We start from the raw sequence: 25,818 nt of genomic DNA on the forward strand, positions 1-25,818 counted from the left end.
ATTCAATCTCCGGAAAAATGCCGCGGCGGGGTGCCTTCGTGGTCGGCGGTAATACCGATTTCCTCTTTGGTGGTCGGCTTGACCTCGGTATGCACCTCTTCCGCACCATGCATCCAGTCCACCAGTTTGTTGCGCAGGAAGAACAATAGGATGCCCGCTACGATTGCGGCCAGCGCCACGCCACCGAAAGTCTCCAGCGGGCCGTTTTCACCCACCAGCTTACCGATTTCTGCCGCGCCCTTGTTGGCGATACCGATAAATGCGAACCACAGCCCCATCATCAGCGACATGTAGCGCAGCGGCGACAGCTTGGTGACCATCGACAGGCCGATCGGCGACAGGCACAGCTCGCCCACCGTGTGGAAGATATAGGCAACCACCAGCCACCAGGGGCTCGCCTTGATAGTTTCGGAATCGCCGATCTGCAATGCTGCACCACACATGGACACGAAGCCGAGACCGAGGAAAACCAGGCCCATGCTGAATTTGGTCGGCGAGTCGGGTTCGCGGTCACCGAGGCCCACCCACAGGCTGGCCATGATCGGCGCGAGGATGATGATAAACAGCGGGTTGACCATCTGCAGCCAGCTGGCCGGGATCTCGAAGCCGAAGATATGCAGGTCGGTGTTGTACTTGGCGAACAGGTTCATGGAGCCGGCGGCCTGCTCGAAGCCGGTCCAGAACACCACGGTGAACAGGCCGAGAATCAGGATCACCTTGATGCGGTCGCGCTCCTCTGGCGTCAGCGGCTTGTGCTTGTCCACCGCGGATTTTTTCAGCCCCAACCTGGCGGCGGGTTTCTGGCCGATATCGCCCAGGTAATGCTGCGACTTCAGCAACTGCAGGATCACGCCCAGCAGCATGCCGATACCGGCGATGGTAAAGCCCAGCTGGTAATTGATTTTCTCGCCGATCCAGCCCACGACGAGATAGCCGAGAATCGAGCCGATATTGATCCCCATGTAGAAGATGGTGAAGGCGGTGTCACGGCGCTTGTCGCCCTCGTCGTAGAGGTCGCCGACCATGGTGGAGATATTCGGTTTGAAAAAGCCGTTGCCGACAATCATCAGCGCCAGGCCCAGCCACAGGAAGTAGATCTCGGTGCCGTCGGGTAGCCAGCTGTGCGGGAAACCGAGGGCGAACTGCCCGAGCATCATCAGCAGGCCGCCGACGATAATGCAGCGCCGCTGCCCCCAGACATTATCCGCAATCCAGCCACCGGCGACCGGCGTCAGGTAGACCAGCATCGCGTACCAACCCAGGTAGCTCAGGGCCTTGTCCTGCAGATCCTTGTCAGAGAGCTGTTCCCAGCCGAATACCGCCGCGGTGGCCGCCGAAGTCAGGTAGAGCACGAAGATACCGCGCATACCGTAGTAACTGAGGCGTTCCCACATCTCGGTGCCGAACAGGAGGTAGAGTCCCTTGGGGTGACCGAGCATTTCTCCCGCGGCGGCTGGGGGCTTGGGCTTCTGATCTTGCATGGGGTTACCTCTGGCTGGAGCCGCAGCCACGGCGCGAAACAGTTTTCTACGCAGTGGCGTCCTGGCGCGAATTGCGTCATCGCAGTGAGTATAGTTCAGCGCCAGCCTGGTCACGCCCGCGCCGTGAATCACACGCCGGCGGCAGGTATAATGCGCCGTTTGCGGTTCGCACCTGAATTATGAGTCACACCCAAGCCAGTCCCGATCCCAAAGTCCTGGAGGCGCAGCTCGAGCAGTGCATGGCGAGCGACAGCGCGCGCCTCGCCAAGACGCTGGCCAGCGCGCGGCGGCGCCTGCGCGAGGGCAAGCCCGCGGACCGCCTGTTGACCAAGCTGGCGCGGGAGCTGGAAACCTCCGCGGCGCTGGCGGCGGAGCGCCGGCGGCAATTGCCGGCGATCACCTGGCCGGAAGGGCTGCCGGTGGTGGCGCGACGCGACGAGATCGCCGCGCTGATCGACAAGCACCAGGTGGTCGTGGTGGCCGGTGAGACCGGCTCCGGCAAGACTACCCAGCTGCCCAAGGTGTGCCTGGAGCTGGGGCGCGGCGTGTTCGGCCAGATCGGCCACACCCAGCCGCGGCGTATCGCCGCGCGCACCGTGGCCAACCGCATCGCCGAGGAACTGGGCCAGCCGCTGGGCAGCTCGGTGGGCTACCAGGTGCGCTTTACCGACCACAGCACCGAGCACACCCACGTCAAACTGATGACCGACGGCATCCTGCTGGCGGAAATCCAGCGCGATCCACTGCTGAGTAAATACGACACGCTGATCATCGACGAGGCCCACGAGCGCAGCCTCAATATCGACTTCCTGCTCGGTTACCTGAAAACCCTGCTGCCGCGGCGGCTGGACCTGAAGCTGATCATCACCTCGGCCACCATCGACCTGCAGAAATTCTCCCGCCACTTCGACGATGCGCCGATTATCGAGGTGTCCGGGCGCACCTACCCGGTGGATATCCACTACCGGCCGCCGGCGGATGCCGACGCCGACCTGAGCGCGCAGGTGATCGAGGCCGTGGAAGAACTGCTGCGCGAGGAGAAGGGCAGCGGCAGGCGCGGCGGCGATATCCTGGTGTTTATGAGTGGCGAGCGAGAGATCCGCGAGTGCCACAAGGCGCTGCGCGATGCGCAGTTGCCGCAGCTGGAAGTGCTGCCGCTGTATGCGCGCCTGAGTCTGGCCGAGCAGAACAAGGTATTCCACGGCCATAAGGGCCGCCGGATTGTGCTCGCGACCAACGTGGCCGAGACCTCGATCACCGTGCCTGGTATCCGCTATGTGATCGATCCCGGCACCGCGCGCATCAGCCGCTACAGCTACCGCAGCAAGATCCAGCGCCTGCCGGTGGAGGCCATTTCCCAGGCCAGCGCCAACCAGCGCGCCGGCCGCTGCGGCCGGGTTAGCGCCGGTGTGTGCGTGCGCCTGTATGAGGAGCGCGATTTCGAGCAACGGGCGGAATTTACCGATGCGGAAATCCTGCGTACCAACCTGGCTGCGGTCATCCTGCAGATGTTGCAGCTGAAGATCGGCGACATTCGCGATTTCCCGTTTGTCGACCCGCCGGACCAGCGCCTGATCAACGACGGCTACAAACTGCTGCAGGAACTGCAGGCGGTAGATGGGCGCGGTCGCGTGACCCCGCAGGGGCGTGCGCTGGCGCGCCTGCCGCTGGATCCGCGCCTGGGGCGTATGCTGCTGGCGGCCGCCGAGGCGGACTGCCTGCACGAGCTGCTGATTGTCGTCAGCGCACTGGCGGTACAGGATCCGCGCGAGCGCCCGGCGGAAAAGCGCCAGGCGGCGGATGAGAAACATCGCCAGTGGCAGCACGAGCAGTCCGATTTCCTGTCCTTCGTGCTGCTGTGGCAGGCGTTCGAGGCCCAGCGCCAGGAACTGAGCCAGAACCAGCTGCGCAAATGGTGCCAGAAAAACTTCCTGTCCTGGATGCGCATGCGCGAGTGGCGCGACATCCACTACCAGTTGCGCGTGGCCTGCAAGCAGCTGGAACTGCGTGAAAATCGCGAACCCGGCGACGAGGCGTCCAGCTACGCGGCCGTGCACCGCGCGATCCTGCCGGGCCTGCTGGACAATATCGGCCTGCGCGACGAGAACAGGGAATTTATCGGTTGCCGCAACCGCCGCTTCCATATATTTCCCGGGTCCGGCCAGTTCAAGAAGCCGCCGCGCTGGGTGGTGGCCGGGCAGCTGCTGGAGACCAGCCGCCTGTTTGCACACACCGTTGCCAAGATAGAACCCGACTGGGTACTGGCCGCCGCCGAACACCTGGTCAAACGTAATTATTTCGAGCCCCACTACGATGCCCGCGCCGGCCAGGTGATGGCGTTTGAAAAAATCTCCCTGTACGGCCTGGTGCTGGTGGAGAAGCGCCGCATCCACTTCGGCAAGCTGGACCCCGAGACCGCGCGCGCGGTGTTTATCCGCCAGGCCTTGGTGGAGCAGCGCTACCGCGGCAAGGGCAGGTTCTTCAAACACTATCAGGATGTGCTCGCCGAGCTCGAGGATCTCGAAGCCAAGTCGCGCCGGCGCGATATCGTCGTCGACGACGAGGTGGTGTACCAGTTTTTCGACGAGCGGCTGCCGACAGAGATCGTCAACCTGGCCGGCTTCGAGCACTGGCGCAAGCAGGCCGAGCAGGGCGACCCGCAACTGTTGTTTATTCCGCGCGAACTGCTGATGCAGCAGAGCGCCGATCACGTCGGTGAGGCGCAGTTCCCCGACGAGCTGCAGGCGGGTGGTATCGAGTTCCCGCTCAGCTACCACTTCGAACCGGGTAGCCCCGCCGACGGGGTCAGCCTGCAGGTGCCGGTTGGTGCGCTGCACCAGGTGCCCGCGGCGCGGCTGTCGTGGCTGGTGCCGGGTCTGCTGCGCGACAAGTGCATCGCACTGGTCAAGGGACTGCCCAAGCAGTGGCGCAAGGTTTTCGTGCCGGTCCCGGCGGCGGTGGACCGCGCTCTGCCGCGCATGCAGGCGGGCAATACGCCGCTGTGGCAGTTGCTGGCGAAAGAGCTGCAGCGGCAGACCGCGCAGCAGTTGCCGGACGAGGCCTGGGAGTCTGCCGAACAGGCGCTGGAGGATTTCTACCGGTTCAATATCCAGGTGCTGGATGAGCAGGGCAAGCTGCTCGACCAGGGCCGCGACCTGGCCGCGCTGCAGGCGCGCTACCGCGACCGGGTGCAGCAGGAACTCGCCGACGCCGGCGACGATTTCGAGCGCGATGGCATCGAGCGCTGGGATTTCGGTGACCTGCCCGAGACCCACATCCTCGACCGCGGCGGCCTCAAGGTGCGCGCCTATCCCGCGCTGGTGGAAGCGCGCGACCGCGCCGACCAGGAGCGCGACAGCGTATCGCTGAAGCTGCTCGACAACCCCGGCGAGGCGCAGCGGCTCAGTCGCGCCGGCATCTGCCGGCTGGCCCTGCTGCACCTGCCGGAGCCGGTCAAATACCTGCGCAAGGAACTGCTGCGCGGCAAGGAACTGGGCCTGTCCGCCGCGGACCTGGGGCGCCGCGAAGACGCCGCCGACGATATTCTGCTGGCCGCCGCGCGCGAGCTGTTCTGGCCGCAGGAAGACTGGCCGCGCTCCGAGGCGGAGTTCCTGCAACGGCTGGAGCAGCGCAAGGGCGAGTTGATTGCCGTGGCGCAGGAATTCGGCCAGCTGCTGGTCAAGGCACTGGCGGAGCTGGTGCCGCTGCGCAAGCAGATCAAGCAGCAGAAAAACCTGGCGGTTGCCATGGCAGTGGGGGATATCCAGCAGCAGCTGCAGCAGCTGTTCTACCGCGGCTTCCTGTTCGACACGCCGCTGGAATGGCTGCGCCAGTATCATCGCTACCTGAAGGGCATTACCCTGCGCCTGGAAAAGGCGGTGCTGGATTCCAATCGCGACCGCAAGCTGCAGGCGGAGTGGCAGTCGGTGGCCGAACCGTACCTGGCGCTGGTGGAGCGGCAGTCGCCGCGGATGCTGGCAGCGGCGGCACCGCTGCGCGACTTCCGCTGGATGCTGGAAGAGTTTCGCGTGTCCCTGTTCGCCCAGACCCTCAAAACCCTGATGCCGGTTTCCGCCAAGCGCCTGCGCAAGGCGTGGCAGGACCTCGAGCAGTCGGGTTCTCTGTCCTGATCGCGGCGTAACCGCATTGATCTGGCGCGCACCGCGTCGTAAAAGGCAAAAACTTTGCCGGTGGTGCGCGGGTCGGATACTCTCAATAGTGTGGCGGCGTCAAACCCCTGACGTCGCGACAACGGTTTGGTGATTCCCGCGCCAATGCCGTCGGCGCAGGGGTTTCCTGTTTACTGTTCAAGTTCACTTTGATCAGATCAAGGAGAATACCCATGTCCAGAAAAGTGATTTCCCCACTCACAACCGCGGTCGGTGCGGCTGTGCTCGTCTCCTCTGCGGCAGTGGCCACTGCCGATAGCGCCGCCGGTGCCAATCCCTTCGCCGCCGATAAGCTCGCTTCCGGTTACAACCTCGCCTGGCAGGACACGGACAAGGAAAAAGAAGGCAAGACCGAAGACGATATGATGCACGAGGGCATGCAGCATGGTGAAGGCATGCAGCACGGCGAGGGAATGCAGCACGGCGAGGGAATGGAGCATGGCGAGGGAATGATGGGGGGAGAAGGTAAGCACAAAGAGGGCAAGTGCGGTGACAAGAAAAAAGAAGGCAATTGCGGTGACAAAAAGAAAGAGGGTAAGAACAAAGACAAGCCGCAGGCGTAAGCCGCGCGAAATTGTTTGACGGAGAGCGGGGCTTGGGCCCCGCGCGCTGAAGATGAGCCCAAAGCACTCTGAACGCTTCCCGGTGGCAGGTGCCGGCCTGGGTTTACGCCGCAACCTGGTGGGGGAATCGCTCGTCACCGGTGATGTGGATTTTCTCGAGGTGGCGCCGGAAAACTGGATCGGTGTCGGCGGCCGCTCGGGCCGCTGGCTGCGCCAGCACACCGAGCGTTTTCCGTTTGTTATCCACGGCCTGTCGCTGTCCATCGGCTCGCCGGCGCCGCTGGATCTGCAGCTGGTGACGGCGGTGAAGCATTTTATCCACCAGCACCAGATCCGCTGCTACAGCGAGCACCTCAGTTACTGCTCCGATCACGGTCATTTGTACGACCTGCTGCCGATCCCCTTCACCGCCGAGGCGGTCTCCTATGTAGCCGGCCGTATCCGCCGGGTACAGGACATGCTGGAGCAGCGGATTGCCGTGGAAAATGTTTCCTATTATGCCGCGCCCGGGCAGGAAATGAGCGAGCTGGAATTTATCAATGCGGTGCTGGCGGAAGCGGACTGCGACCTGTTGCTGGACGTCAACAACATCTACGTCAACGCCATTAACCACGGCTACGATCCGTACTCTTTCCTGTGCGGCCTGCCCGGCGGGCGTATCCGCTACGCGCATATCGCCGGTCATTACGACGAGGCCCCGGATCTCAAGGTGGATACCCACGGCGCCGCGGTGATCGCGCCGGTATGGCAGCTGCTGCAACAGGCCTATGCGCTGCACGGCCCGATTCCCACGCTGCTGGAGCGGGACTTCAACATCCCCCCGCTGCCGGAGCTGCTCGGCGAAGTGGCACAGATCCGCCGGATCCAGGCGCAGGTTAAAACGGTGCAGGCCCATGTCAGTACCACCGGTTGACGCCGCGCCGACCGCGGCGCGACTACCGTTCCAGCAGCTGCAGCGTGAATTTGCCGCGCACCTGCGCGCGCCCGGGAGCGAGGCGCCACCGGCAGGGATCGAGGCGCGGCGGCTGGCGCTGTACCGCGAGCTGGTTTACAACAATCTCGAGTCCTTTATCTGTAGCGGCTTTCCGGTATTGCGCAGTCTCTACCGCGATGCCGACTGGCACGCACTGGTGCAGGACTTTGTCGCCCGGCACGCCTGTCGCAGCCCGTATTTTCTGCAGATCAGCGAGGAGTTCCTCGACTACCTGCAGCGGGAACACCGGCCGCGCGCCTGCGACCCGCCGTTTCTGCTGGAACTGGCCCACTACGAGTGGGTGGAGCTGGCGCTGGAGGTCGGCGCGGCGGAGATCCCCGCGAACCTGGCAAGCCGTGGAGATCCGCTGGCGAAGATACCGGTGCTGTCACCGCTGATGCGCAGCCTGAGTTACCGCTACCCGGTACACCGCATCGGCGTGGATTTCCGTCCGCGGCAGGCGCCGGCGGCGCCGACCTTCCTGTTGGTCTACCGGGATCGAAGCGATGCGGTCGGCTTTATGGAAGTCAACGCGGTCACGGCACGGCTGCTCGAGTTGGCGCACAATGGCGACAGCAGCGGCCGGGAGCTACTGGAGGCACTGGCGCGGGAACTGCAGTGGCCGGATCCGCAGCAGCTTTTGTCATTCGGCGCCGGACTGCTGTGCGAGCTGCTGGAGGCCGGGGTGATCGCCGGCCTGCGCGATTGAAGGCAGCCTGACTGGCGGCGGCCGGCAGCATCTTGCTCCCTCGGAGCAACGGAAAAACCCCAGCAAAAACATGGGGCTAAGCTGAAATGTGAACAACTTGGTAGAATGTCCGGGCCAGTCGATGGGTATGATCGGAAAATCGATGCAGGTGCTATGCTGCCGAGGGTGGTTTACGTTCCGCTGGGGCGGTAAAATCTCCTCATTCTTTGGCCTGGCAGCGCAATTCATTGCCCGCTGGCGGGCCGAGGTGGATGGTTGCTCAGGCTGGCGTTATTGCCCGGTTTGGCCGCAATCTACACTTCCGCCATCCCGGGCGGCCACACTTATCGCCGCCACCAATACTGCGGACGGGGTCTCCCCGACGCATGGCCGGGTTCATCTCATCGTAATTTCAAGAGGAGCAGGGTTTTGCTGGGACGCATAGACTATTCGCCCTGGTTGTTCGCCGCGACGCTGGCTGTTTTGCCCGCTCTGTCGCCCGCTGCCGAGGATCCGCTTGCGGAAGCTGCACAGGAAGTGTCAGCACCGCAATCGTCCGACGGCGGCAGTTCAACCAGTCAACCATCGACGACTGACGGAGCGGATTCCGCCGCGGACAGCGGTGCATCCACTGACCCGTTCGCCGATGGCAATGGAAGTGACGACGGCAAAGCCGCCGATACCTCCTCTACCTCCACCGATCTCGAAGACGAGTACGGATTCGACCCGGCTGACGAGTTCGCCAGCGCGGAGGAACCGGCCGAGCGGGATCCCTGGGAGGGATTCAATCGCGCGGTATTCCGTTTCAACGACACCGCCGACCGCTGGGTGCTGAAACCGGTAGCGACCACCTACCGGCAGGTGACACCGATCTTTATGCAGACCGGTGTCAGCAATTTCTTCGGCAACCTGCGCGAAGTGACCAACACGATCAACAGCGTGCTGCAGGGCAAGCTGGGCCAGGCCGGCAACGATGCCGGGCGCTTTCTGGTCAACAGCACTGTGGGCGTGGTGGGGCTGTTCGACGTGGCCCAGCACATGGGCCTGGAAGCCAGCGATGGCGAGGATTTCGGCCAGACCCTGGCGGTCTGGGGGATGCCCCAGGGGCCTTACCTGGTGCTGCCGTTCATAGGGCCGTCGTCGGTGCGCGATGCGCCGGGGGAAGTTGTTGACTGGTACACCGATCCGCTCACCTACGTTGATCATGAACCGACCCGTTACGCCTTCAAGGCCGCCGACCTGATCCAGATCCGCGCCAGCCTGCTGAAGACCGAGGCGCTGTTGCAGGGTGATCGCTACGTGCTGCTGCGCGATGCCTATCTGCAGCGGCGCGACTACCTGATCAAGGATGGCGCGGTCGAAGATGATTTCGGCACGCAGACCGACGATTTCGGCGGCGGTAGTGATAGTGACTACGACTTCTGAGTGGGCGATTTCTGAGTGGGCGCCATGGCTGGCTACCACAGCCTTCTACTGATCGAAGAGGACGTGCCGTCGCGCGAGTTCGTGCGGCGCGCGCTCGCGCGGCTGGGCTACCAGGTAACGGTGGCGCAGAGCGGTGTCGAGGGTATCGGCCAGTTCGCCCCGGGCCTGTTCCACCTGGTGGTGACGGATCTGCACCTGCCGGATATGGGCGGGCTCGAAGTGCTGCGGAAGATCAAGCAGGCGGCGCCGGAAACCGCGGTGGTGGTGCTGGCCTCCAACAGCGAGGTCAGCGACGTGGTGCAGGCGCTGCGCCTCGGCGCCGCCGACTACCTGATCAAGCCTATCGAAGACGCCGAAGTCATCGAACATGCCATCTGTCGCATTACCCGTGCGGAAACCCTGGCGCGCGAGAACCGCGAATACCGCGAAGAGCTGGAACAGCGCAACCGCGAGCTGCGCGACCACGTCGAAGTGCTGCAGCGCGACCAGCAGGCCGGGCGCCTGCTGCAGCAGCACCTGCTGCCGCGCAGTCCCTATAAATACCCGGCCGGGATCGAGGCCGCCTATCGGCTGGTGCCGTCACTGTACCTGAGTGGCGACTTTATCGATTACGGCCTGTTCGGTGAGCGCTTTGTCGCCTTCTACCTGGTCGATGTGTCCGGCCACGGGGTCTCCTCGGCGCTGGTGACCGCGCTGATCAAGCACAGCATCATGCACCTGTTGCGGGAGCGGCCGCTGTTCGCACAGCTGGACGCCATCGACAGCGACCTGCTGGATATCCTGCAACTGATCAACCGCGAACTGTTGTCCACCCGCCTCGACAAGCACGCCAGCATGTTTGTGGGGGTGATCGACAGCCGCGCGCGCCAGCTCTACTACGCGGTGGCCGGGCAGGTGCCGATGCCGGCCTTGGTGACCGCCGGTGGCGTGGAATGGCTGCCCGGCAAGGGGCGGCCGCTGGGGTTGTTCGAGCGTGGCAACTGGCAGGTCACCCATGTCGGCCTGCCGCCGGAGTGGCGCCTGGTGGCCTGTTCCGACGGGGTGCTGGAACTGCTCGAGGGAGACCTGCTGGAGCGCGAGAACCAGCTGTTGCGTATCATCGACGAAAGCCGCGGCGATCTCGACAGCCTCTGCGCCGCCCTGCACCTGGATACCTCCGAGGCCCTGCCGGACGACGCCACGATACTGACACTGAAGCAGAGTTGAGCGGTTGGCGGGCAGTTTTACGGTTGTTTCGAGGTGCAAGCTGACCAAATAGTCCGATTTTGCCGGCGCGCTTCCCCTTGTCACTGCCCCATCGCAGGAGTAAGCTCCGCCCACTTTATGCGCAAACTCGGCGATCCCAACAGGGTTGCCCTGTGCGACTTCTCCACAAGTGAACCGTCGCCGTCCGCGCGCGCACAGTGTGCGGCTGGACGTGCCAGGGGTTGTTATGCAGTCCGGGCAAATTATGGTCGGCGCCCACAAGGGCGTCTATGTCATCAAGCTGGTGGGCGACGTACGCCTTAACCTGTGTACCTCTTTCGATGATTTCATCGACAACATGTTCGCGCACGACGATTTCAACGGCGTCGTGTTTGACCTGCATGGAACCGAAGGGGTGGATAGCACCACGCTGGGGCTGATGGCCAAGATCGCCATCCGCGCGCTGGAGCGCGGCTGCCAGAAGCCGCTGGCACTGTCGGCCGACAAGGGCATTCGCCACCTGCTCGACGCCATGGGCTTCGACGCGCTGATCGAGGTCAGCGACGAGCGCCCCGATTACACCGCCACCGAACCCCTCAAATGCAATTCCCCGGACGAGTGCACCGCCCGTGAAAAGGTATTGGAAGCGCACCGGGTGCTGATGAGCATGAACGAGCACAATGCGGAGACCTTCCGCGATCTCGTGCATACCCTGGAGCGCGAGAGCCAGCCGGCCACCAAACCGTCGGCGCGCATGCACTGAACGCCGTGCAGGCCGGTCGATTACCATCCCTGCGCAGCGCGCTTTCCCTTCCGCCTGTTACTGACCTTCCGCTTTGTGCATCTCCCGCGCCTCTGCGCGCGCGCGGGTGAACAGGCCGTGGGGCAGGTAGATCAGCTCGGCCACGCGGCGGATCAGGTGCTCCTCGAACGCCTCGATCACGTCGTCGGAAAACGCCACCTGCCACATCTGCCGCACCAGCAGGTACTTGTCCTGTTCGCTGAACTGGTCGTTGACCGCCTGGGTGAATTCATACAGCGAAGTGGCCTGCTCGCGGCGCGCCAGGGCGTCGTCCACCAGCTCTACCGCGGCGTCGGCATCCAGCCGGTAGTGCTGTTGTAGCACCTGGGCCAGGGTGGTGCGCTCGCGGTCGTCCAGCTTCTGGTCCACGGTGGCCACCTCGGCGAGCAGCGCCGCGCTGATCAGCCGCACGTCGCGCGCGTCGCGCATTTCCACATCGGCGCTATCGCCGATCTGTTCAAACAGTTTTCGGATCTGTGACCACATTGTCTTCTCGTTTTCCTGCCAGTTCGTCCTGCAGCAGCTGCTCCAGCCGCTCCTGGTCCTGTACGAAATTGCGGATGCCCTCGGCGAGTTTCTCGGTTGCCATGGCATCGGTATTCAGCTGGTAGCGGAACTGCGCTTCGCCGAGCGGTTGTGCGGGGCGCGGCTCGCCGCCGGCTGGTGTCTGCAGACCGCTGGCGAGGGTGCCGCCGTCATCTTCCAGCTCCTGCAGCAGCTGCGGGCTGATGGTCAGGCGATCGCAGCCGGCCAGCGCCTCGATCTCGCCGGTATTGCGGAAACTGGCGCCCATTACCACCGTCGGATACTCGCGCGACTTGTAGTAATGGTAGATGTGGCGCACCGACTGCACGCCGGGATCTTCATCGGCGGTGAAGTCGTCGCGGCCACTGTCGGCCTTGTGCCAGTCGAGGATGCGGCCCACAAACGGCGAGATCAGGGTGGCGCCGGCCTCGGCGCAGGCCACCGCCTGGGGAAAGCTGAACAGCAGGGTCAGGTTGCAGTGAATACCCTCGCGCTCCAGCACGCTGGCCGCAGCGATGCCCTCCCAGGTGGAGGCGACCTTGATCAGCACCCGCTCGCGCTCCACGCCGGCCTGCTCGTACAGTGCGATCAGCTGGCGCGCGCAATCGATGGTGGCGCGCGTGTCGAACGACAGGCGCGCGTCCACCTCGGTAGATACCACGCCGGGGACCAGATCGAGGATCTCGGCCCCGACCGACACCGCCAGTTTCAGCGCCGCCAGGCGCGCGCGGTCACCGCTGTGCTGCTGTGCCCAGGCCAGCGCGTCGGAGATGTGCGGGCGGTACTGCGGCAGCTGCGCCGCCTTGTACAGCAGGGACGGGTTGGTGGTGGCGTCGTGGGGGCGGTAGCGGCGAATGGCCTCGATATCGCCGGTATCCGCCACCACCTGACTGCGCTCTCTGAGCTGTTCCAGTTTGTTCATCTGCTGTCCCTTTACTGCGTTTTTCCTGTTTTGTGTATTCAGCTGGATTGGTGCCCGCGCGGGCCCACGGCGCGCTCTGTCAGCCTTCAGCGGTGCGCTAGGCCGCACTGCCCACCAGTGCCAGCGCCTGTTCCAGCACCTCCGGCCCGGCTCCCGGTTTGTGCGCATTCTCACTCAGGTGACGGCGGAAGCGGCGCGCGCCGGGCACGCCCTGGAACAGCCCCAGCATATGGCGGGTGATATGGTTGAGACGCTGGCCGCGGGCCAGTTCGCGCTCGATATACGGCAGCATCTGTTCCGCCACCTGTCCCGGAGTTGGACCCGCGGCACCGCCGAACAGTTCGCTGTCTACCTGTGCCAGTAGCGCCGGGGTCTGGTAGGCGGCGCGCCCCAGCATAACACCGTCCACCTGCTCCAGGTGGTGCCGGCACTCGTCGATGGTGTTGATGCCGCCGTTGATGACTATGTCCAGATCGGGGTAATCCCGCTTCAACTGATAAACCATGTCGTATTTCAGCGGCGGAATCTCGCGGTTCTCTTTCGGACTGAGGCCGTCCAGCCACGCCTTGCGCGCGTGTACGATAAACGTGCGGATGCCCACTACGGCCTGGGCCTCGACAAAGCGGGTCAGGCCCGGGTAGTCCTCCATATCGTCGATACCGATGCGGTGTTTCACCGTCACCGGAATAGACACGGCCGCGCGCATCGCCGCCAGCCCTTCGGCCACCAGTTGCGGTTCCGCCATCAGGCAGGCGCCGAAGCGGCCCGACTGCACCCGGTCGCTGGGGCAGCCGCAGTTCAGGTTCACTTCGCTGTAGCCCCATTGTTCGGCAATGCGGGCACACTCGGCCAGCTCGCGCGGATCGCTGCCGCCCAGCTGCAGTGCGAGTGGCAACTCTGCCGCATCGAACTGCAGATATTTATCACGATCACCATAGATAATGGCACCGGTGGTGACCATCTCCGTATAGAGCAACGCCTGTTTGCTGAACAGGCGCCACATATAGCGGCAATGGCGGTCGCTCCAATCCATCAGAGGGGCGGTGCAGAAGCGGTGGGACAAATCGGTGGACATAAACAGCGCGGGTTTGAACAGGAACGGAGACTTTGATTCGGGGCATTATAGGGGATCGGGGTGACAATTGGATGCACCGCCGGCGAATTCCAGCGCTACCCGCTGGATTGAGTGGCGCCGTTCTGTGACCGGTTACTGTTTTGCGCCAGTGCGTTTTTTTATACTGGCTGGCGTCGGATTTTCCAAGGAGCAGGATAGATGAAGACTCTCGCCGAACTGACCGCGTCCGTCGGTGCCAAGGGCAGAAATTTTCCCGCAGACGTGCGGCTGGTACAGGAGCTGCTGAACCGGGCCACCCGAGTTCCCTGGGCGCTGCTGGCGGTTGACGGTCTGATCGGCCCACGGACGATCGAGCGGATCAAGCGCTTCCAGCATCGCGTGGCCGGATTTGCGCGGCCCGATGGCCGTGTTGATGTGAGCGGTCGCACCTGGAGCCGGCTGGTGCGCTACGCAATTGACCGGCCTCTCCAGTCCAACGATCTGTTCGCCGTGCACGGCAAGCTTCCGGGTGCCACTGCTGCTGGCAGCCGTGCCAGGCAGAAAAGCGCGGCGGCGGTGGCCTGGGGGGGCAAAGTCTCGGCGGGCTTCAAGAGGCGGCTGCAACGGATCGCTGCCAACCTGGGGATTTCACCCGACTTCCTGATGTCCTGTATGGCGTTTGAAACCGGGGAGACATTCAGTCCCTCGATAAAAAATGCTGCGGGTAGCGGCGCCACCGGGTTGATCCAGTTTATGCCGCGCACCGCCCGGGCGCTGGGAACGACCACTGAGGCACTGGCAGCGATGACCGCGGTAAAGCAGCTGGATTATGTCGAGAAGTATTTCCTGCCGTATAAGGGCAAGCTGAAGACACTGGAAGATATCTACCTGGCCATCCTCTATCCGGCGGCGATCGGTATGGATCCCGCCGATCCGCTATTTCGCCGGGGCGCGAAAACCTACGAACAGAATGCCGGCTTTGATAAGAACAACGACGGTGTGATAACGCCGGCGGAAGTTTCGATCAAGGTCCGGCAGAAATACGAAAAAGGACTGCAAGAGGGGTATCTGGGGTGAAGTGGCTTGGCAGTATACGTGTGTTCAGAACCTGCTTCAGGGCGCTGCTGTGCGCCTGGTTGTTGATTCTCGCCGCCGCGTGCCAGTCCAGTGCAGATTGGCACGGCGTCTATGGCTATACGCAAACCCTCGGGGAAGACCCCGGTGGCGCGGCAATGCTGGTCGAGTATCGACTCGAACTGGGGGCTGACCTTTGCCGGTTGACCGTGTCCGGTTACCAGGTGAATGACACCATCCTGTGTACGCTGGCGGTCGACGGCGGCACGGCGGTGGTGCGCTTCCGCTCTTACAGCAACGGTAAGACCACCAACCTGTACGGAATTCAGGTGTATCAGGTGGGGGAGCCGCTCTTTACCCTGCGCCGCGCCGGGACCGGGGAGGCAACGCTGGTGACCGAGTGGAACAGCCTGCAGCCCGATGCTGTCGAGCGCAAACAGGGCACCTTCTTCGCCCGCCAGTGAGCGCGATTGCCGCCGGCAGCCCGCACCTGCGCGGAAACCCCGCTTGAGGAATCAGCATTGCGACTACAGGTTGCGCTCCTCGACCGAGGAGGCATTGCGGTTGCTGCCCGCGGCGGCGCCGCCACTGCCACCGGCATTCGCCTCCAGCGTCGGGCGCAGCTTGCGCAGTATCCTGCGCGCGGTGGCGCGGTAGCTGGTGAGTTTGCCGCCGGCTACTGCCAGCAGCCGCGGCCGCCGGTCGTCGTCGCAGCACAGCAGGGTTTCGCGCGGGCGGGAAAAAGGGGAATTGCCGTTTTGTGGCAGTACCCGCAGGCCGGCGAAGCTGTCGCGGATATCATGCATCTGTAGCGCGCGGGTCTGCGGAAAATAGCGCTGCACCGTGCGCAGCAGGTAGCTCTCTTCCTCGATCGTCGGCGCCACATCGCGCGGGTCGCCGATATAGCTGCGCTCTGTGGTACCTACCAGCGTCTTGCCGCGCCACGGCATGACGAACACGGCGCGGCCGTCCTCGGCCTCGACATAGAAAATCTTCTCTCCCAGCGACAACGGCAACTCGATATGCGCGCCGGCCACCAGGTCCAGCGCCGGCAGCTTGATCTGCGGCGTGCAGCGTGCGTTGGTGCTGGCGATCCACGGGCCGCTGCAGTTCACCAGCACGCGGCTGCGCAGGGTGTGCAGCTGGCCATCGGCGACGTAATCCACCCGCACCCCGTGATCGGTGCGTTCGGCCCCCACCAGGCTGCCGGGGCAGATCAGGCGGGCGCCCAGGGCGACGGCGGAATCCACCACATTGCGGGTCAACGCGGCGTCGTCGGTCTGCGCATCGTAGTAGCGGTATACGGCCACCAGCTCGTCGCGATTGAGTCCCGCCAGGTTGTCCCACTCGTGCCGCGGTACCGAGCGAAAACGCGAGTAGCCACTGCTCACCCCGGCCAGCAGCGCGTACAGGCTGAGCCCCAGCCGCACCAGCCACGCGGGGCGGCGGCTATAGCTGTATACGGGAATATAGAACGGCACCATGCGCACCAGCTGCGGCTTGTTGGCCAGCAGCCAGCGGCGCTCCCGCAGGCACTCGCGCACCAGCCGGAACTGGCCGCTCTCCAGGTAGCGCAGGCCGCCGTGAATCAGTTTGGAAGAGCGCGAAGAGGTGGCGGCGGCGACGCCGAGTTGTTCGAGAATCGCCACCTGGTAGCCGGCCGCGGCCAGTGCCTCGGCGGCACCGGCGCCCTGAATGCCGGCGCCGATCACGAGAACGTCAAAATCCGTAGACATCACTCGCTTCCCGGGAGCGCATCAGCAGCGGCAGGTTGCCGGTCAGCAGGTGATGGGCACCGCGGTCGCGCCAGCGCACCGCGTCGGTGGCGGAGTTGATCTCGTACACCACCCACTGCCAGGGCCCCGGCGGCAACTCCTGGCAATCCACCTGATCGTCGCGGATCTGCAGGTAGTCGGGCGCCAGCGTCACCACATCCACGGACAGGCATTTGGCGGCACTGTCGAGCTTGAGCGCCACCTGGTGGCAGCCGAGGTTACGGGCCAGGCGCAGGCTGTGGATATCTTGCGCCAGCACGATAAACGAATCGCTGAATGGCAGCAGCCGGCGCACGAGCGGCCCCACGGCGTCTTTCCGCGTCAGGCGCTCGAGCAGGGCCGGCTGTAGTTCCACAAACCAGTCCAGATGCCGGTGGCGGCCGGCCCAGTCCACCAGTTCGGCGAAGCTGGTCAAGCCGGCATTGCGCAATTCCCGATCGCGCATCCGGTGAAACGGCCGCGCCTCCCTGCCGACCGGGCGCCATACGGCGCCGCTGTGGCACCAGGGCGTATCGTCGGCGCTGTACTGGATTTCGGTCTGGATCGCGCAGGCGCCGAGGCTGTGAGCCCCCTCGAATGCGGCGATGGTGTTTTCCTGGTGGCGGATATTGTCGCCTCGGTGTGCAATCAGCATGGGAGCAGATCCGGGTAGTGGACGTTATTTTCGTCGCGGCGCGGGCCTGGTGGGCCGCGCCGATCCACTGATGTCAGGTTGCCGGGCACACCCGGCACCGCCTGCAAAGATGGCGGCTCTTATTGAAAAAAATAGTCTGTACCAAGGAGGTTGCAAGGCGGCGGTGGGAGAAAATCTTGTGCCTGATCTCTCTTTGCCTGACGCCCGCCCGGCACCGGCTAGACTCAGGGGGGCGGCGCTCCCGCGGGCACTGCCTTTTCCGGGGTGCGAGGTTGGTGGTGATTGGTATGGGGTATGCGAAGCGAGCAGTGTTCGGCGTCGTGTGGGGCTTCCTGGTGCTGGGGTTGCTGCCGCCGGCCGCCGAGGCCGATCAGCGGGTTTCCGCGTCGGCCTCGGCGCGGATTACTCTGCTGCTTCCGGCGCGGGTCGAGCTGCTCCGTGACGATGGCGGCGACTTGCAGCTGTGCATGGCGCATATTCCGGCCCGCCATTTCTATTTGCTGGTCGATAGCGGCGGCGATGACAGTACCGTTCGGCGCATTGCGGTGGCCGCGGGGCGCTGGTGCCTGCCGGCGCAGATGATGAATGCCGCTGCGATCACGCTGGTGGCGCAATAGTTGTTTACGTTGACACGGGGTTTAGAATAGGGGCTTTCCAGCTTCATTACCGGATTGCCATGCAAAGAATAACGATCGCCTTACTGCTGTTGCTTGCCCAGCCGGTCTGGGCGGCGATGAGCCTCGATAAAATGGTTATCCACCTCGATGCTGCACCCAACGCGCGCGAAGATGTCGTGGTCAGTAATCCGGATAACGAAACAATCTATGTGCAGACCGAGGTCTATCGCGTCGATCACCCCGGCCGCAAAGACGAAAAAAAGGTGCTGATTACGGATCCCCGGGACTTCAAGTTGCTGGTCAGCCCGAGCAAGGCGGTGATCCCGGCCGGTGCCAGCAAGCGTTTTCGCTTGATGTCGGTGGAGACCGGTATCGACAACGAAAAAGTCTACCGGGTGACGTTCAAACCGGTTGTGGGGAAAATCACTTCCAAGGCGACAGGCGTAAAGATCCTGGTGGCCTACCAGGCATTGATCTTTGTGCAGCCTAAAGACGGGGCCTATCAGCTGGCGCTGCACAAGTTCGGCGACCACTGGCAGCTCGCCAATCGCGGCAATATCAATGTCGAGGTGCGCCAGTTGAGGTTTTGCCGCGCACAGGGCGATTGCGAGGCACTGCCGTCTATCGGCCGGCTCTACGCGGGTGCACACAAGGACCTGAAGCTGCCGGCGGACCAAGGTTACCTGAAACTGAATGCCTTCGACGGCAGCGATGGCGTCGAGAAAACCTTTCCACTCTGAGCGGGGTTTATTGGGGGGTGACGGTCAGGGTCAGCGTGTCCTGATAGCTGCCGCTCTCTGCGGCCAGGGCGTCGTTGAGGCTGATACGCACCGTCAGGTGCATATTTTCCTCGTTGGCGTTGCAGTTGATATTGGTGTCCGAGCCCAGCCAGTTCGTCGTGCTATCGTCCCCCTCGGTCAGGACTTCTGACTGGCTGCCGCCGGTATCAGCGATTTCCACACTGTAAGGAATCTGCGTTACCGGCCCCTGCAGCAGAAATTCCCCGGTGCCGACAGTACTGTCAGCCTGCATCTTGAAGTAGCCGCCGCCCAGATTGTACACACAGAAATCATCCTCCATCACTGTGTCGCCACTGGTATTGAGCGCGCTGGCGACATCAGTGAGGCCGCTGATTTTTATCACCGGCGTCACGGTGACGGTAACGGTAAACGGCAGACGCACCAGTTCCGTGGTGCAGTTGTTGCCGGTCTTGTCACAAAAGCTTTCCTGCTGCATCGAAAAGTAAAAAGTTCCGCTATAAATGCCCGAATACCCGGTTAACCCCGGCGGGGCGAGTTCCACGCGCAGAAAATAGTTGGAGAGTTTGCCGTTGGCGGCCCCGGAGAAGGGCGGAGAGGTGCCGCCATAGGTCTGGTTCGGTACCAGTTGATTGGTGTTATTGGCCTTGTTGCCGAAAAACAAATTGATTGGCAGGGTCTGGTTGTAAGCATTGTACAGCAGGTAGTTACTGCCGCTGCTGTTGTCGTCGTCAACCGCCGCCCAAAACGCTGCCGCTTTTTTGCAGCTGACAGTTTTTTTCTGCGGGCCGCAGCTGCGGATCTGGAAGTCGATGCTGCCCTGAGTCTGCACGGTTGCATCATAGATGAAATCGTGACTGGCACCGTTCAGGTTGCATACGCCGATAAACACATTGTCGCCGCTGGCGCCGCTGCCATCTCCGCAGGGATCCGTATTGGTGGAGGCGGCATGGGTCGTGCGCCAGCACAGCAGTAACAGCAGCAGCGGCAGGCACCACAGGGCCGGCTTATTGAGCGGCAACTTGATCGGCATTGCATTTGGCCTGGTTGAGTTCGATGGTGCCGAGATTGAGCCAATCCTTATTAGAGCCGAGAACCTGCACCGGTACCCGGCACTGGTTCCAGCGGATATGGGTAAACGCCAGGTTTTTAGGCGTGCTGTAGTATTGCAACTGGAACAGGCCGTACTGATCGGTGGTGGTCTGCTGCCCGGCCAGGGTAAATGTGGCATCGGCCACCGGGGCCCCGTCATTGGTGATGCGGCCCATGACCAGGATCAGCGATTTTATCTGGTAACTCGTGCTGGCAATGTTCCCGGGGTAAAGAGTGACCGTCTCGCTGGTGTCCCGGTAGTCGTAAAACCCCTCGCCGAGTGGCCGCACGGCCACTTCATAGGTGTCGAAGGCGGGCACACTGATCAGCGACCGCCCGCCGCCGGTGGCGTAGCCGCGCCGCTGGCCGTTGATCAGTATTTCGAACTGATCGTCCCTGGCGCCGTTGATATCCACGAGTACGCCGCTGTCATAGGATTGCTCCCCGCCCCAGGTAAAGTGGTCGCCGTCCGAGACCAGCGTGGTACTGAAGTTACCCACGTAACTCAGGGTCCGGCTGTCGCCATCCAGATAATTAATACCGGAGGTGAAGTAGCCGCGCCGCCCGGCCACGCGGGTCTGGCTACGCAGCGACAGCGTGCCGCCGTCGCTCTCGCCGTGGATCTGCTCCTGCACGTCACTGGCCCAGCGTTCACCATCGTTCCAACTGCTGCTGAACCCCGCGTACTGGCGGTCGCCCGCGACTGCACCGGTGTCTGCGCGCAGGGAGGCGCCGTGATTCCAGTGGGCGCCGTTGTAGCGGAACTGCAGGCTGATGCTGTAGAGCTGTTCACGGCCGCTGTCGTTGTAGCTCAGGCGCAGATCGCCGCCCCAGGCTTTTCGCCGGGCCAGCGGGTAGAGGTATTCCAGCGTGCGCAGGGTATTGCCGCCGACGGCGACGTTTGCCAGCTGCAGTTGCCCCGGGTTGATCTCCTGGCCCGAGTCCCGCCGCGAGTAGCGTGCGCTCAAGCGGCCGCGACCCAGTGGCATGTTCAGGGTGGCATTGCGGTTGCGATAGTCGCGGCCGAACAGTGAGGTGTCGTCATCGCCGCCTTGCAGATAGCTCTCCTGCAGCATCAGGGTTGCCCAGCTACTTTTCAGGGACACCGACAGGCGCCGGCCGCGGTGGCCGTTGCTGGTACCGATCAGGCTCGAGGAGACGTCGAGGTGCGGGGTGATCCAGCGGCCGCCCATCTCCAGAGCCTGCGACTGGCCGCTGAGGGTGGCGTTGCCGAACAGGCCGAGGTTGTCCAGCAGGCGCCGCCCGGCGCCGGCCTGGATCAGGTAGTCGCCCTCGCGCTCGGGGACAGCGTGGTCGGGAGAAATCTGCGCGGGCATACCCGCGAGCAGGTTCCACTGCCATTCACCGGCGGCGGGCAGCTGCGAGTCCTTGGCGAAAAACTGGCGGAATTCGTCCAACTGACGGCCATCCTCGGCGTAGGTCTTCACCGTCACCTCATAGGCCCCCTGTGGAAAACTGCGGGTACCGACCAACTGGTTGCCGGCCTCAATCAGCTGGCTGTGGATAAGACGCCCGTCTTTGTAGACCTCCACACGGCCGCGCACCGGCAGATACACCTCCAGAGGCGTGGCGGTGCGCAGGTCGGCGTCCAGGCGGGTGTTGTTGGATTGATAGAACTCCACCCCGTAAAGCAAGCCGCCGTTGAAGAAGTGGCTGTTACTGCCGCGTGGCTGCATTAGCCCGGCGGACAGGGCGCGGCCGCGGTAGTCGCGGGTCCAGAACAGGTCGGACAGCTGTGAGGCCGTTTGTGCCGTGTCGCTCACCGACCAGCGGCCCTGCAGAGAGGACTCGCCAAAGCTGAGAATGGTTTCCCCAAACAGCGTCGCGCTGCGGTTGTCCTGCCCCGGCGCCGCGGTATCCGAGCGCGCGCCCGACCAGCTGCCGGACAGGTGCTGGCTCAGGGCAAAGCGATTGCTGGCCGGGGGCAGGTAGGGATCTTGCTGTACCTGCCGCGTGGGCAGGTACTCGGGGCCGATAAACAGGTCCGCCCGGAAGCGGTCCGGGTCGTAGATGACGCCCAGTACCTGGGTGTTCAGCACACCGCAGCCGCGCTGTTGCTTCCTGCGGCATACCAGCTGGCTGTTGGTCGGCAGTGTCTGGCTGAGCCGCTCCAGCAGATCTTGCCGGCCGGTCACCGCGGGGAGCTTGTCCAGCAGTTGCTGGGGGTGTTCAAACTGGAGGGTGTGCGGACCGACCAACGCCCGCTGCCGGTTGTCGAGCAGGCGCCCGCCGTAATAGACGTCCACCACCAGTGAGCTGGGTTCGGTGAGGTCTTCGAAGCCTGCGGGAGCGGCCGTTTCCATCGTAAACGCCGCGGACGTCGCCGCCATGGTCGGCGCACTGCCGCAAAGCAGCGCGCCGCACAGGGCGATTTGCCATGTGATGCGTTGCATGGAGTCATACTGGCGAGACGCACCGCCGTGACGGTGCACTCGAGGGTTAGTTGGCAGTAACGGTGACTGTCAGGGTGTCGGTGTACGACGTGTTGGTAGCGTTGAGCAGTTCGGACGGATCGATCTGTACCAGGATCTGGGAATTCTCTACGCCGTCTCCACAGCCAAGGGCGCCCATGGTGGTGTAGGTCCCGGTGGGAGTTACCGCGCCGTTGCCCGCATCTGCCTCGGTGCCGTCGCTGGCATCGGCGTCATTGTCGAAAAACACGCGGTAGCTCAGCGTGTTACCAGTGCCGTCATCAAGCAGGAACTGGTTACCGCCGGCGGCATTGGCTCCGCTGAAATCAACGCTGAAGTCGGTCACGCCGCCGATCTGGCCGACGCAGATATCATCGGCAGCCTGGAAATCATTGCTGTTGTCCAGGGTGAGATCGTTCAGCCCACCCACGGAAATCAGCTGAGTCACGTTCAGGGTCACCAACAGGTCGCCGGTAGAGGTGTTACCGGCACCACCGTCGGTGGCAGCAAGGGCAAGGGCTGATGTCGCCAGGGCGGTTGTTGCGAGCAGAGAGCGAATAGCGTTTATTTTCATGGCAAATGTTCCTGAGACCATAAAAGGTTGATTGATGGTGGATAATTTTTGTGCAGGCCTAAACCTGGCGCCGCGCTTTGTTATGGTTTTGGTCGCGGGGTTCATCTCAATTTGCGGCATAATACTTTTTCCGTGATACAAGTCACGTTTTATCGATCGAAATATTGTCATTTTGTCCTTTTGGGACACTTTATGCGCGATAGTCCACATTAAGAGGCCACTTCTGTGCTCTTTGAGCCTCCAGCGCTATAATCGCGCGCCTCGAAATCACCCATACTGATCAAGATCAAACCAACCAGGCCTGTCATGACCGTAAGAACGCGAATTGCCCCGTCTCCCACCGGCGATCCCCACGTGGGCACCGCCTATATTGCCCTGTTCAACCAGTGCTTCGCCCGCGCCCAGGGCGGCCAGTTTGTGCTGCGCATCGAGGACACTGACCAGCAGCGCAGTACCCCGGAATCCGAGCAGGCCATCCTCGACAGCCTGCGCTGGCTGGGGCTCGACTGGCAGGAAGGTCCGGACGTGGGCGGCCCGCACGGCCCCTACCGCCAGAGCGAGCGCGGCGACATCTACAAACAGTACTGTGACGAGCTGGTCGCCAAAGGCCACGCCTTCCTTTGTTACCGTACATCGGAAGAATTGGATCACTTGCGCGCCGAATTAAAGGAAGCCGGCCGCGTAGCCCTGAAGCCCAGCGACCTGGTGCTGCCGGCAGAAGAAGTGGCAAAGCGCAAGGCCGCCGGTGAGCCCTATGTGGTGCGCATGAACGTGCCCGAGAGCGGTACCTGCGTGGTAGAAGACCTGCTGCGCGGCACCATCGAGATCGATTGGGGCCAGGTAGATGCGCAGATCCTGCTCAAGTCCGACGGCATGCCCACCTACCATCTCGCCAACGTGGTCGACGACCACCTGATGGAAATTACCCATGTGCTGCGCGGCGAGGAGTGGATCAACTCCGCGCCCAAGCATAAGCTGCTGTACGAATACTTCGGCTGGGACATGCCGGTGCTGTGCCACCTGCCGCTGCTGCGTAACCCGGACAAGACCAAGCTGTCCAAGCGCAAGAACCCCACCTCCATTCTCTATTACCAGCGCGCCGGCTTTATGCCCGAAGCGCTGCTGAACTACCTCGGCCGCATGGGCTGGTCCATGCCCGACGAAAGTGAGAAGTTCACCCTCGACGAAATGCTCAAGCACTTCGATATCCAGCGCGTCTCCCTCGGTGGCCCGGTGTTCGACGTGGAGAAACTGTCCTGGCTGAACGGCCTGTGGATCCGCGAGCTCCAGGACGAACAGCTGGCCGACCGCCTGCAGGGCTGGCTGCTCAACCGCGATAACCTGCTCAAGGTACTGCCCCACGCCAAGGGCCGCATGGAGACCTTCGGTGACTTCATGCCGCTGGTCAGTTTCCTTGCCGCCGGTGATCTGGGGCTCAGCGAAGCCAGCTTCGCCGACAACAAGCTGGAGCTGGACGAGCAGAAGAAGCTGCTGCAGTTTGCCCTGTGGCGTCTGGAAGCCCTGCGCACCTGGGAGCGGAGCGAGATCTTCGAAGCCATGAAAGCCCTGTCCACCGCCATGGACATCAAGCTCAAGGACTTCAACGCCCCGCTGTTCGTCGCCGTGAGTGGCACCACCGCCTCCTTCTCGGTCATGGACGCCATGGTCCTGCTCGGCCCCGACCTGACCCGCGCCCGCCTGCGCCAAGCTATCGACGTCCTCGGCGGCGCCGGCAAGAAGGTGCTGAAGCGCTGGGAAAAGGAATACGCCTCCCTGGCCTGATACCTTTCCCCGTAGGAGCCCCGGCGCCAGCCGCAACCCGGGCGGACACAAGGTCCGCCCCTACAGATCGGGTTGTGTGGCCAATATCCACAGCGGCACTTCCGGCGCGCCATGGGCACAGAAGCCAATTGACTCACTGAACGAGTTCCGTAGGGGCAAACCTCGTGTTTGCCCGCGCGGGCCAGGGGCCCGCCAGCGAAGCTGCAACCGGCCCTTCCCAACGGCCCCGAACAACGGAAACCAACCCCGACGGCCCGGTCGCTAACTATTTGATTAAAAAGTTATTTTTCTTGTTGACAGCCGGTCCAGCATTGTTAAAATGCGCCCCGCTTTCGACGGAAACCTATTCCGAAAGCAACCCAATTTGGGGCTATAGCTCAGCTGGGAGAGCGCAACACTGGCAGTGTTGAGGTCAGCGGTTCGATCCCGCTTAGCTCCACCAAACAAAGAAACCCCCGTACCGAAAGGTGCGGGGGTTTTTTGTTTTGCCTGAAAAGGATCGGACCGCTGAATGCGGTTTGATCCCGTGGTGGCGCGCAGCCTGATTCGCACAAAATATCGATATAAATCAACGGCGTAGGGGCCCGCTTGGCGTGCGGCTTTTTTGTGCCTGAAATTTAAGTCCATATTAAGTCGAAGTTGAGCCAGGGAAGAAAGTTGGCTTACGCTCCGGGGAGTTCCTCTGGGGTCGCATCTTGTATCCGTCCTTGTCTTCGTGATTTTTCGGCGCAGCGAAAGCGCCTTTACGACGAATCTACCCGATTGACCTATGACGACCGACATCAGCAGTGATCCTGCGCTCGTGGGTTTTGTTAAGATGACGGGCTTTAGGGTATAAAGTGGAACGTCTGTCACATGATTGCGCAGGGGGCGATGAAATGCTGGCCAGACTAAGCCAGTCGTTGAAAGACAATGGAGTTGTGACAGCTTAAGGAGCGCCAGGGCTGGGGGGATACTTCCGATCTTTGCCCGCAGAACGCCATCGAGAACCACTTCGACACCTGCTTCGAACTGGAAGCCCAGCTGGAAAACCGCCTCAAGCGCCACCTGCTGGAAGAAGTACGTTCCATCGTGCCGAAAGATGTCACCGTAATATCTGTACGCCAGGCGGACGCCAAGGGCCTGGGTCACGCCATCAGCTGCGCGCGCCCGGTAGTGGGTGACAATTCGTTTGCGATCCTGCTGCCGGATGTGCCGATCGACCAGTGCGCCGCCGACTGACCACCAAGAACCTTGCCACAATGGTGCGCAACTTCGAACAGAGGCAGGCCAGCCAGATCATGGGGTAACCGG

Annotated in this window: 22 protein-coding genes and 1 tRNA gene; 14 read left to right on the forward strand and 9 right to left on the reverse strand. The window is 62.9% G+C overall.

Translation table 11 applies throughout. The features are described from left to right. Positions 1 to 2: 2 nt before the first annotated feature. Complete coding sequence (locus tag ABDK11_RS04215; protein WP_346839052.1) at positions 3 to 1,481, reverse strand: peptide MFS transporter; 1,479 nt, start codon at positions 1,479 to 1,481, stop codon at positions 3 to 5. Between the two features lie 179 nt (positions 1,482 to 1,660). Here ABDK11_RS04215 and hrpA point away from each other — a divergent pair, with 179 nt between their 5' ends. From hrpA to ABDK11_RS04250, 7 genes are all read left to right on the forward strand, one after another. Continuing rightward, the gene (gene hrpA, locus ABDK11_RS04220) at positions 1,661 to 5,611 is read left to right on the forward strand and encodes an ATP-dependent RNA helicase HrpA (RefSeq protein WP_346839053.1); all 3,951 of its coding nucleotides are present in this window, start codon (positions 1,661 to 1,663) and stop codon (positions 5,609 to 5,611) included. A gap of 212 nt (positions 5,612 to 5,823) precedes the next feature. Continuing rightward, positions 5,824 to 6,213: a hypothetical protein gene (locus ABDK11_RS04225; RefSeq protein ID WP_346839054.1), complete on the forward strand. Its 390-nt coding sequence runs from the start codon at positions 5,824 to 5,826 to the stop codon at positions 6,211 to 6,213. 52 nt (positions 6,214 to 6,265) lie between these two features. Then, positions 6,266 to 7,126, forward strand: coding sequence for a DUF692 domain-containing protein (locus ABDK11_RS04230; RefSeq protein ID WP_346839055.1), 861 nt, complete (start codon positions 6,266 to 6,268; stop codon positions 7,124 to 7,126). Next, positions 7,107 to 7,895: a putative DNA-binding domain-containing protein gene (locus ABDK11_RS04235; protein WP_346839056.1), complete on the forward strand. Its 789-nt coding sequence runs from the start codon at positions 7,107 to 7,109 to the stop codon at positions 7,893 to 7,895. Before ABDK11_RS04230 ends, ABDK11_RS04235 begins: the two co-directional genes overlap by 20 nt. A 408-nt stretch (positions 7,896 to 8,303) precedes the next feature. Continuing rightward, complete coding sequence (locus ABDK11_RS04240) at positions 8,304 to 9,299, forward strand: MlaA family lipoprotein (RefSeq protein ID WP_346839057.1); 996 nt, start codon at positions 8,304 to 8,306, stop codon at positions 9,297 to 9,299. Positions 9,300 to 9,323: 24 nt separating this feature from the next. Further along, the gene (locus ABDK11_RS04245) at positions 9,324 to 10,505 is read left to right on the forward strand and encodes a SpoIIE family protein phosphatase (RefSeq protein ID WP_346839058.1); all 1,182 of its coding nucleotides are present in this window, start codon (positions 9,324 to 9,326) and stop codon (positions 10,503 to 10,505) included. Between the two features lie 226 nt (positions 10,506 to 10,731). Beyond that, positions 10,732 to 11,247, forward strand: coding sequence for an STAS domain-containing protein (locus ABDK11_RS04250; protein WP_346839059.1), 516 nt, complete (start codon positions 10,732 to 10,734; stop codon positions 11,245 to 11,247). A 57-nt stretch (positions 11,248 to 11,304) separates the two neighbouring features. Here the strand turns inward: ABDK11_RS04250 and ABDK11_RS04255 are convergent, their stop codons facing one another. From ABDK11_RS04255 to dusA, 3 genes are all read right to left on the reverse strand, one after another. After that, a complete protein-coding gene (locus tag ABDK11_RS04255) occupies positions 11,305 to 11,772 on the reverse strand; it encodes a TerB family tellurite resistance protein (protein WP_346839060.1) in 468 nt (155 codons plus the stop codon). After that, entirely contained in the window at positions 11,744 to 12,733 is a 990-nt protein-coding gene (gene tal, locus ABDK11_RS04260) for a transaldolase (protein WP_346839061.1), read from the reverse strand. Before tal ends, ABDK11_RS04255 begins: the two co-directional genes overlap by 29 nt. Positions 12,734 to 12,830: 97 nt before the next feature. Then, positions 12,831 to 13,808 (reverse strand): tRNA dihydrouridine(20/20a) synthase DusA, encoded by a 978-nt coding sequence (gene dusA / locus ABDK11_RS04265; RefSeq protein ID WP_346839062.1) that lies wholly within the window; start codon positions 13,806 to 13,808, stop codon positions 12,831 to 12,833. Positions 13,809 to 14,006: 198 nt separating this feature from the next. On the opposite strand from dusA, the gene ABDK11_RS04270 reads away from it, so the two are divergent. Further along, the gene (locus ABDK11_RS04270) at positions 14,007 to 14,864 is read left to right on the forward strand and encodes a hypothetical protein (protein ID WP_346839063.1); all 858 of its coding nucleotides are present in this window, start codon (positions 14,007 to 14,009) and stop codon (positions 14,862 to 14,864) included. A 20-nt stretch (positions 14,865 to 14,884) separates the two neighbouring features. Beyond that, entirely contained in the window at positions 14,885 to 15,325 is a 441-nt protein-coding gene (locus tag ABDK11_RS04275) for a DUF5991 domain-containing protein (protein WP_346839064.1), read from the forward strand. Between the two features lie 63 nt (positions 15,326 to 15,388). On the opposite strand, the gene ABDK11_RS04280 is transcribed toward ABDK11_RS04275, so the two are convergent. Continuing rightward, entirely contained in the window at positions 15,389 to 16,597 is a 1,209-nt protein-coding gene (locus ABDK11_RS04280) for an FAD-dependent oxidoreductase (protein WP_346839065.1), read from the reverse strand. Continuing rightward, positions 16,581 to 17,270, reverse strand: a complete 690-nt coding sequence (locus tag ABDK11_RS04285) for a glycerophosphodiester phosphodiesterase family protein (RefSeq protein WP_346839066.1) — start codon at positions 17,268 to 17,270, stop codon at positions 16,581 to 16,583. Before ABDK11_RS04285 ends, ABDK11_RS04280 begins: the two co-directional genes overlap by 17 nt. Before the next feature lie 287 nt (positions 17,271 to 17,557). Here ABDK11_RS04285 and ABDK11_RS04290 point away from each other — a divergent pair, with 287 nt between their 5' ends. After that, positions 17,558 to 17,887, forward strand: a complete 330-nt coding sequence (locus tag ABDK11_RS04290) for a hypothetical protein (protein ID WP_346839067.1) — start codon at positions 17,558 to 17,560, stop codon at positions 17,885 to 17,887. A 59-nt stretch (positions 17,888 to 17,946) separates the two neighbouring features. Next, positions 17,947 to 18,627: a fimbria/pilus periplasmic chaperone gene (locus ABDK11_RS04295; RefSeq protein WP_346839068.1), complete on the forward strand. Its 681-nt coding sequence runs from the start codon at positions 17,947 to 17,949 to the stop codon at positions 18,625 to 18,627. Between the two features lie 7 nt (positions 18,628 to 18,634). On the opposite strand, the gene ABDK11_RS04300 is transcribed toward ABDK11_RS04295, so the two are convergent. Genes ABDK11_RS04300 through ABDK11_RS04310 form a run of 3 tightly spaced genes read right to left on the reverse strand, consistent with a single transcriptional unit; the run spans position 18,635 to position 22,743 of the window. After that, positions 18,635 to 19,678: a hypothetical protein gene (locus ABDK11_RS04300; RefSeq protein ID WP_346839069.1), complete on the reverse strand. Its 1,044-nt coding sequence runs from the start codon at positions 19,676 to 19,678 to the stop codon at positions 18,635 to 18,637. Then, positions 19,653 to 22,151 (reverse strand): TcfC E-set like domain-containing protein, encoded by a 2,499-nt coding sequence (locus ABDK11_RS04305; RefSeq protein WP_346839070.1) that lies wholly within the window; start codon positions 22,149 to 22,151, stop codon positions 19,653 to 19,655. Before ABDK11_RS04305 ends, ABDK11_RS04300 begins: the two co-directional genes overlap by 26 nt. A 46-nt stretch (positions 22,152 to 22,197) precedes the next feature. Next, the gene (locus ABDK11_RS04310; RefSeq protein ID WP_346839071.1) at positions 22,198 to 22,743 is read right to left on the reverse strand and encodes a hypothetical protein; all 546 of its coding nucleotides are present in this window, start codon (positions 22,741 to 22,743) and stop codon (positions 22,198 to 22,200) included. A gap of 306 nt (positions 22,744 to 23,049) precedes the next feature. Here ABDK11_RS04310 and gltX point away from each other — a divergent pair, with 306 nt between their 5' ends. The 3 genes from gltX to ABDK11_RS04325 all read left to right on the forward strand — a co-directional run bounded on the left by gltX (position 23,050) and on the right by ABDK11_RS04325 (position 25,746). Then, complete coding sequence (gene gltX, locus ABDK11_RS04315; protein WP_346839072.1) at positions 23,050 to 24,525, forward strand: glutamate--tRNA ligase; 1,476 nt, start codon at positions 23,050 to 23,052, stop codon at positions 24,523 to 24,525. A 366-nt stretch (positions 24,526 to 24,891) separates the two neighbouring features. Continuing rightward, positions 24,892 to 24,967 (forward strand) — tRNA-Ala (locus tag ABDK11_RS04320). A 629-nt stretch (positions 24,968 to 25,596) separates the two neighbouring features. Further along, positions 25,597 to 25,746, forward strand: a complete 150-nt coding sequence (locus ABDK11_RS04325) for a hypothetical protein (RefSeq protein ID WP_346839073.1) — start codon at positions 25,597 to 25,599, stop codon at positions 25,744 to 25,746. Positions 25,747 to 25,818 lie beyond the last annotated feature (72 nt).

The organism is Microbulbifer sp. SAOS-129_SWC (genome assembly GCF_039696035.1).
GTDB lineage: Bacteria > Pseudomonadota > Gammaproteobacteria > Pseudomonadales > Cellvibrionaceae > Microbulbifer.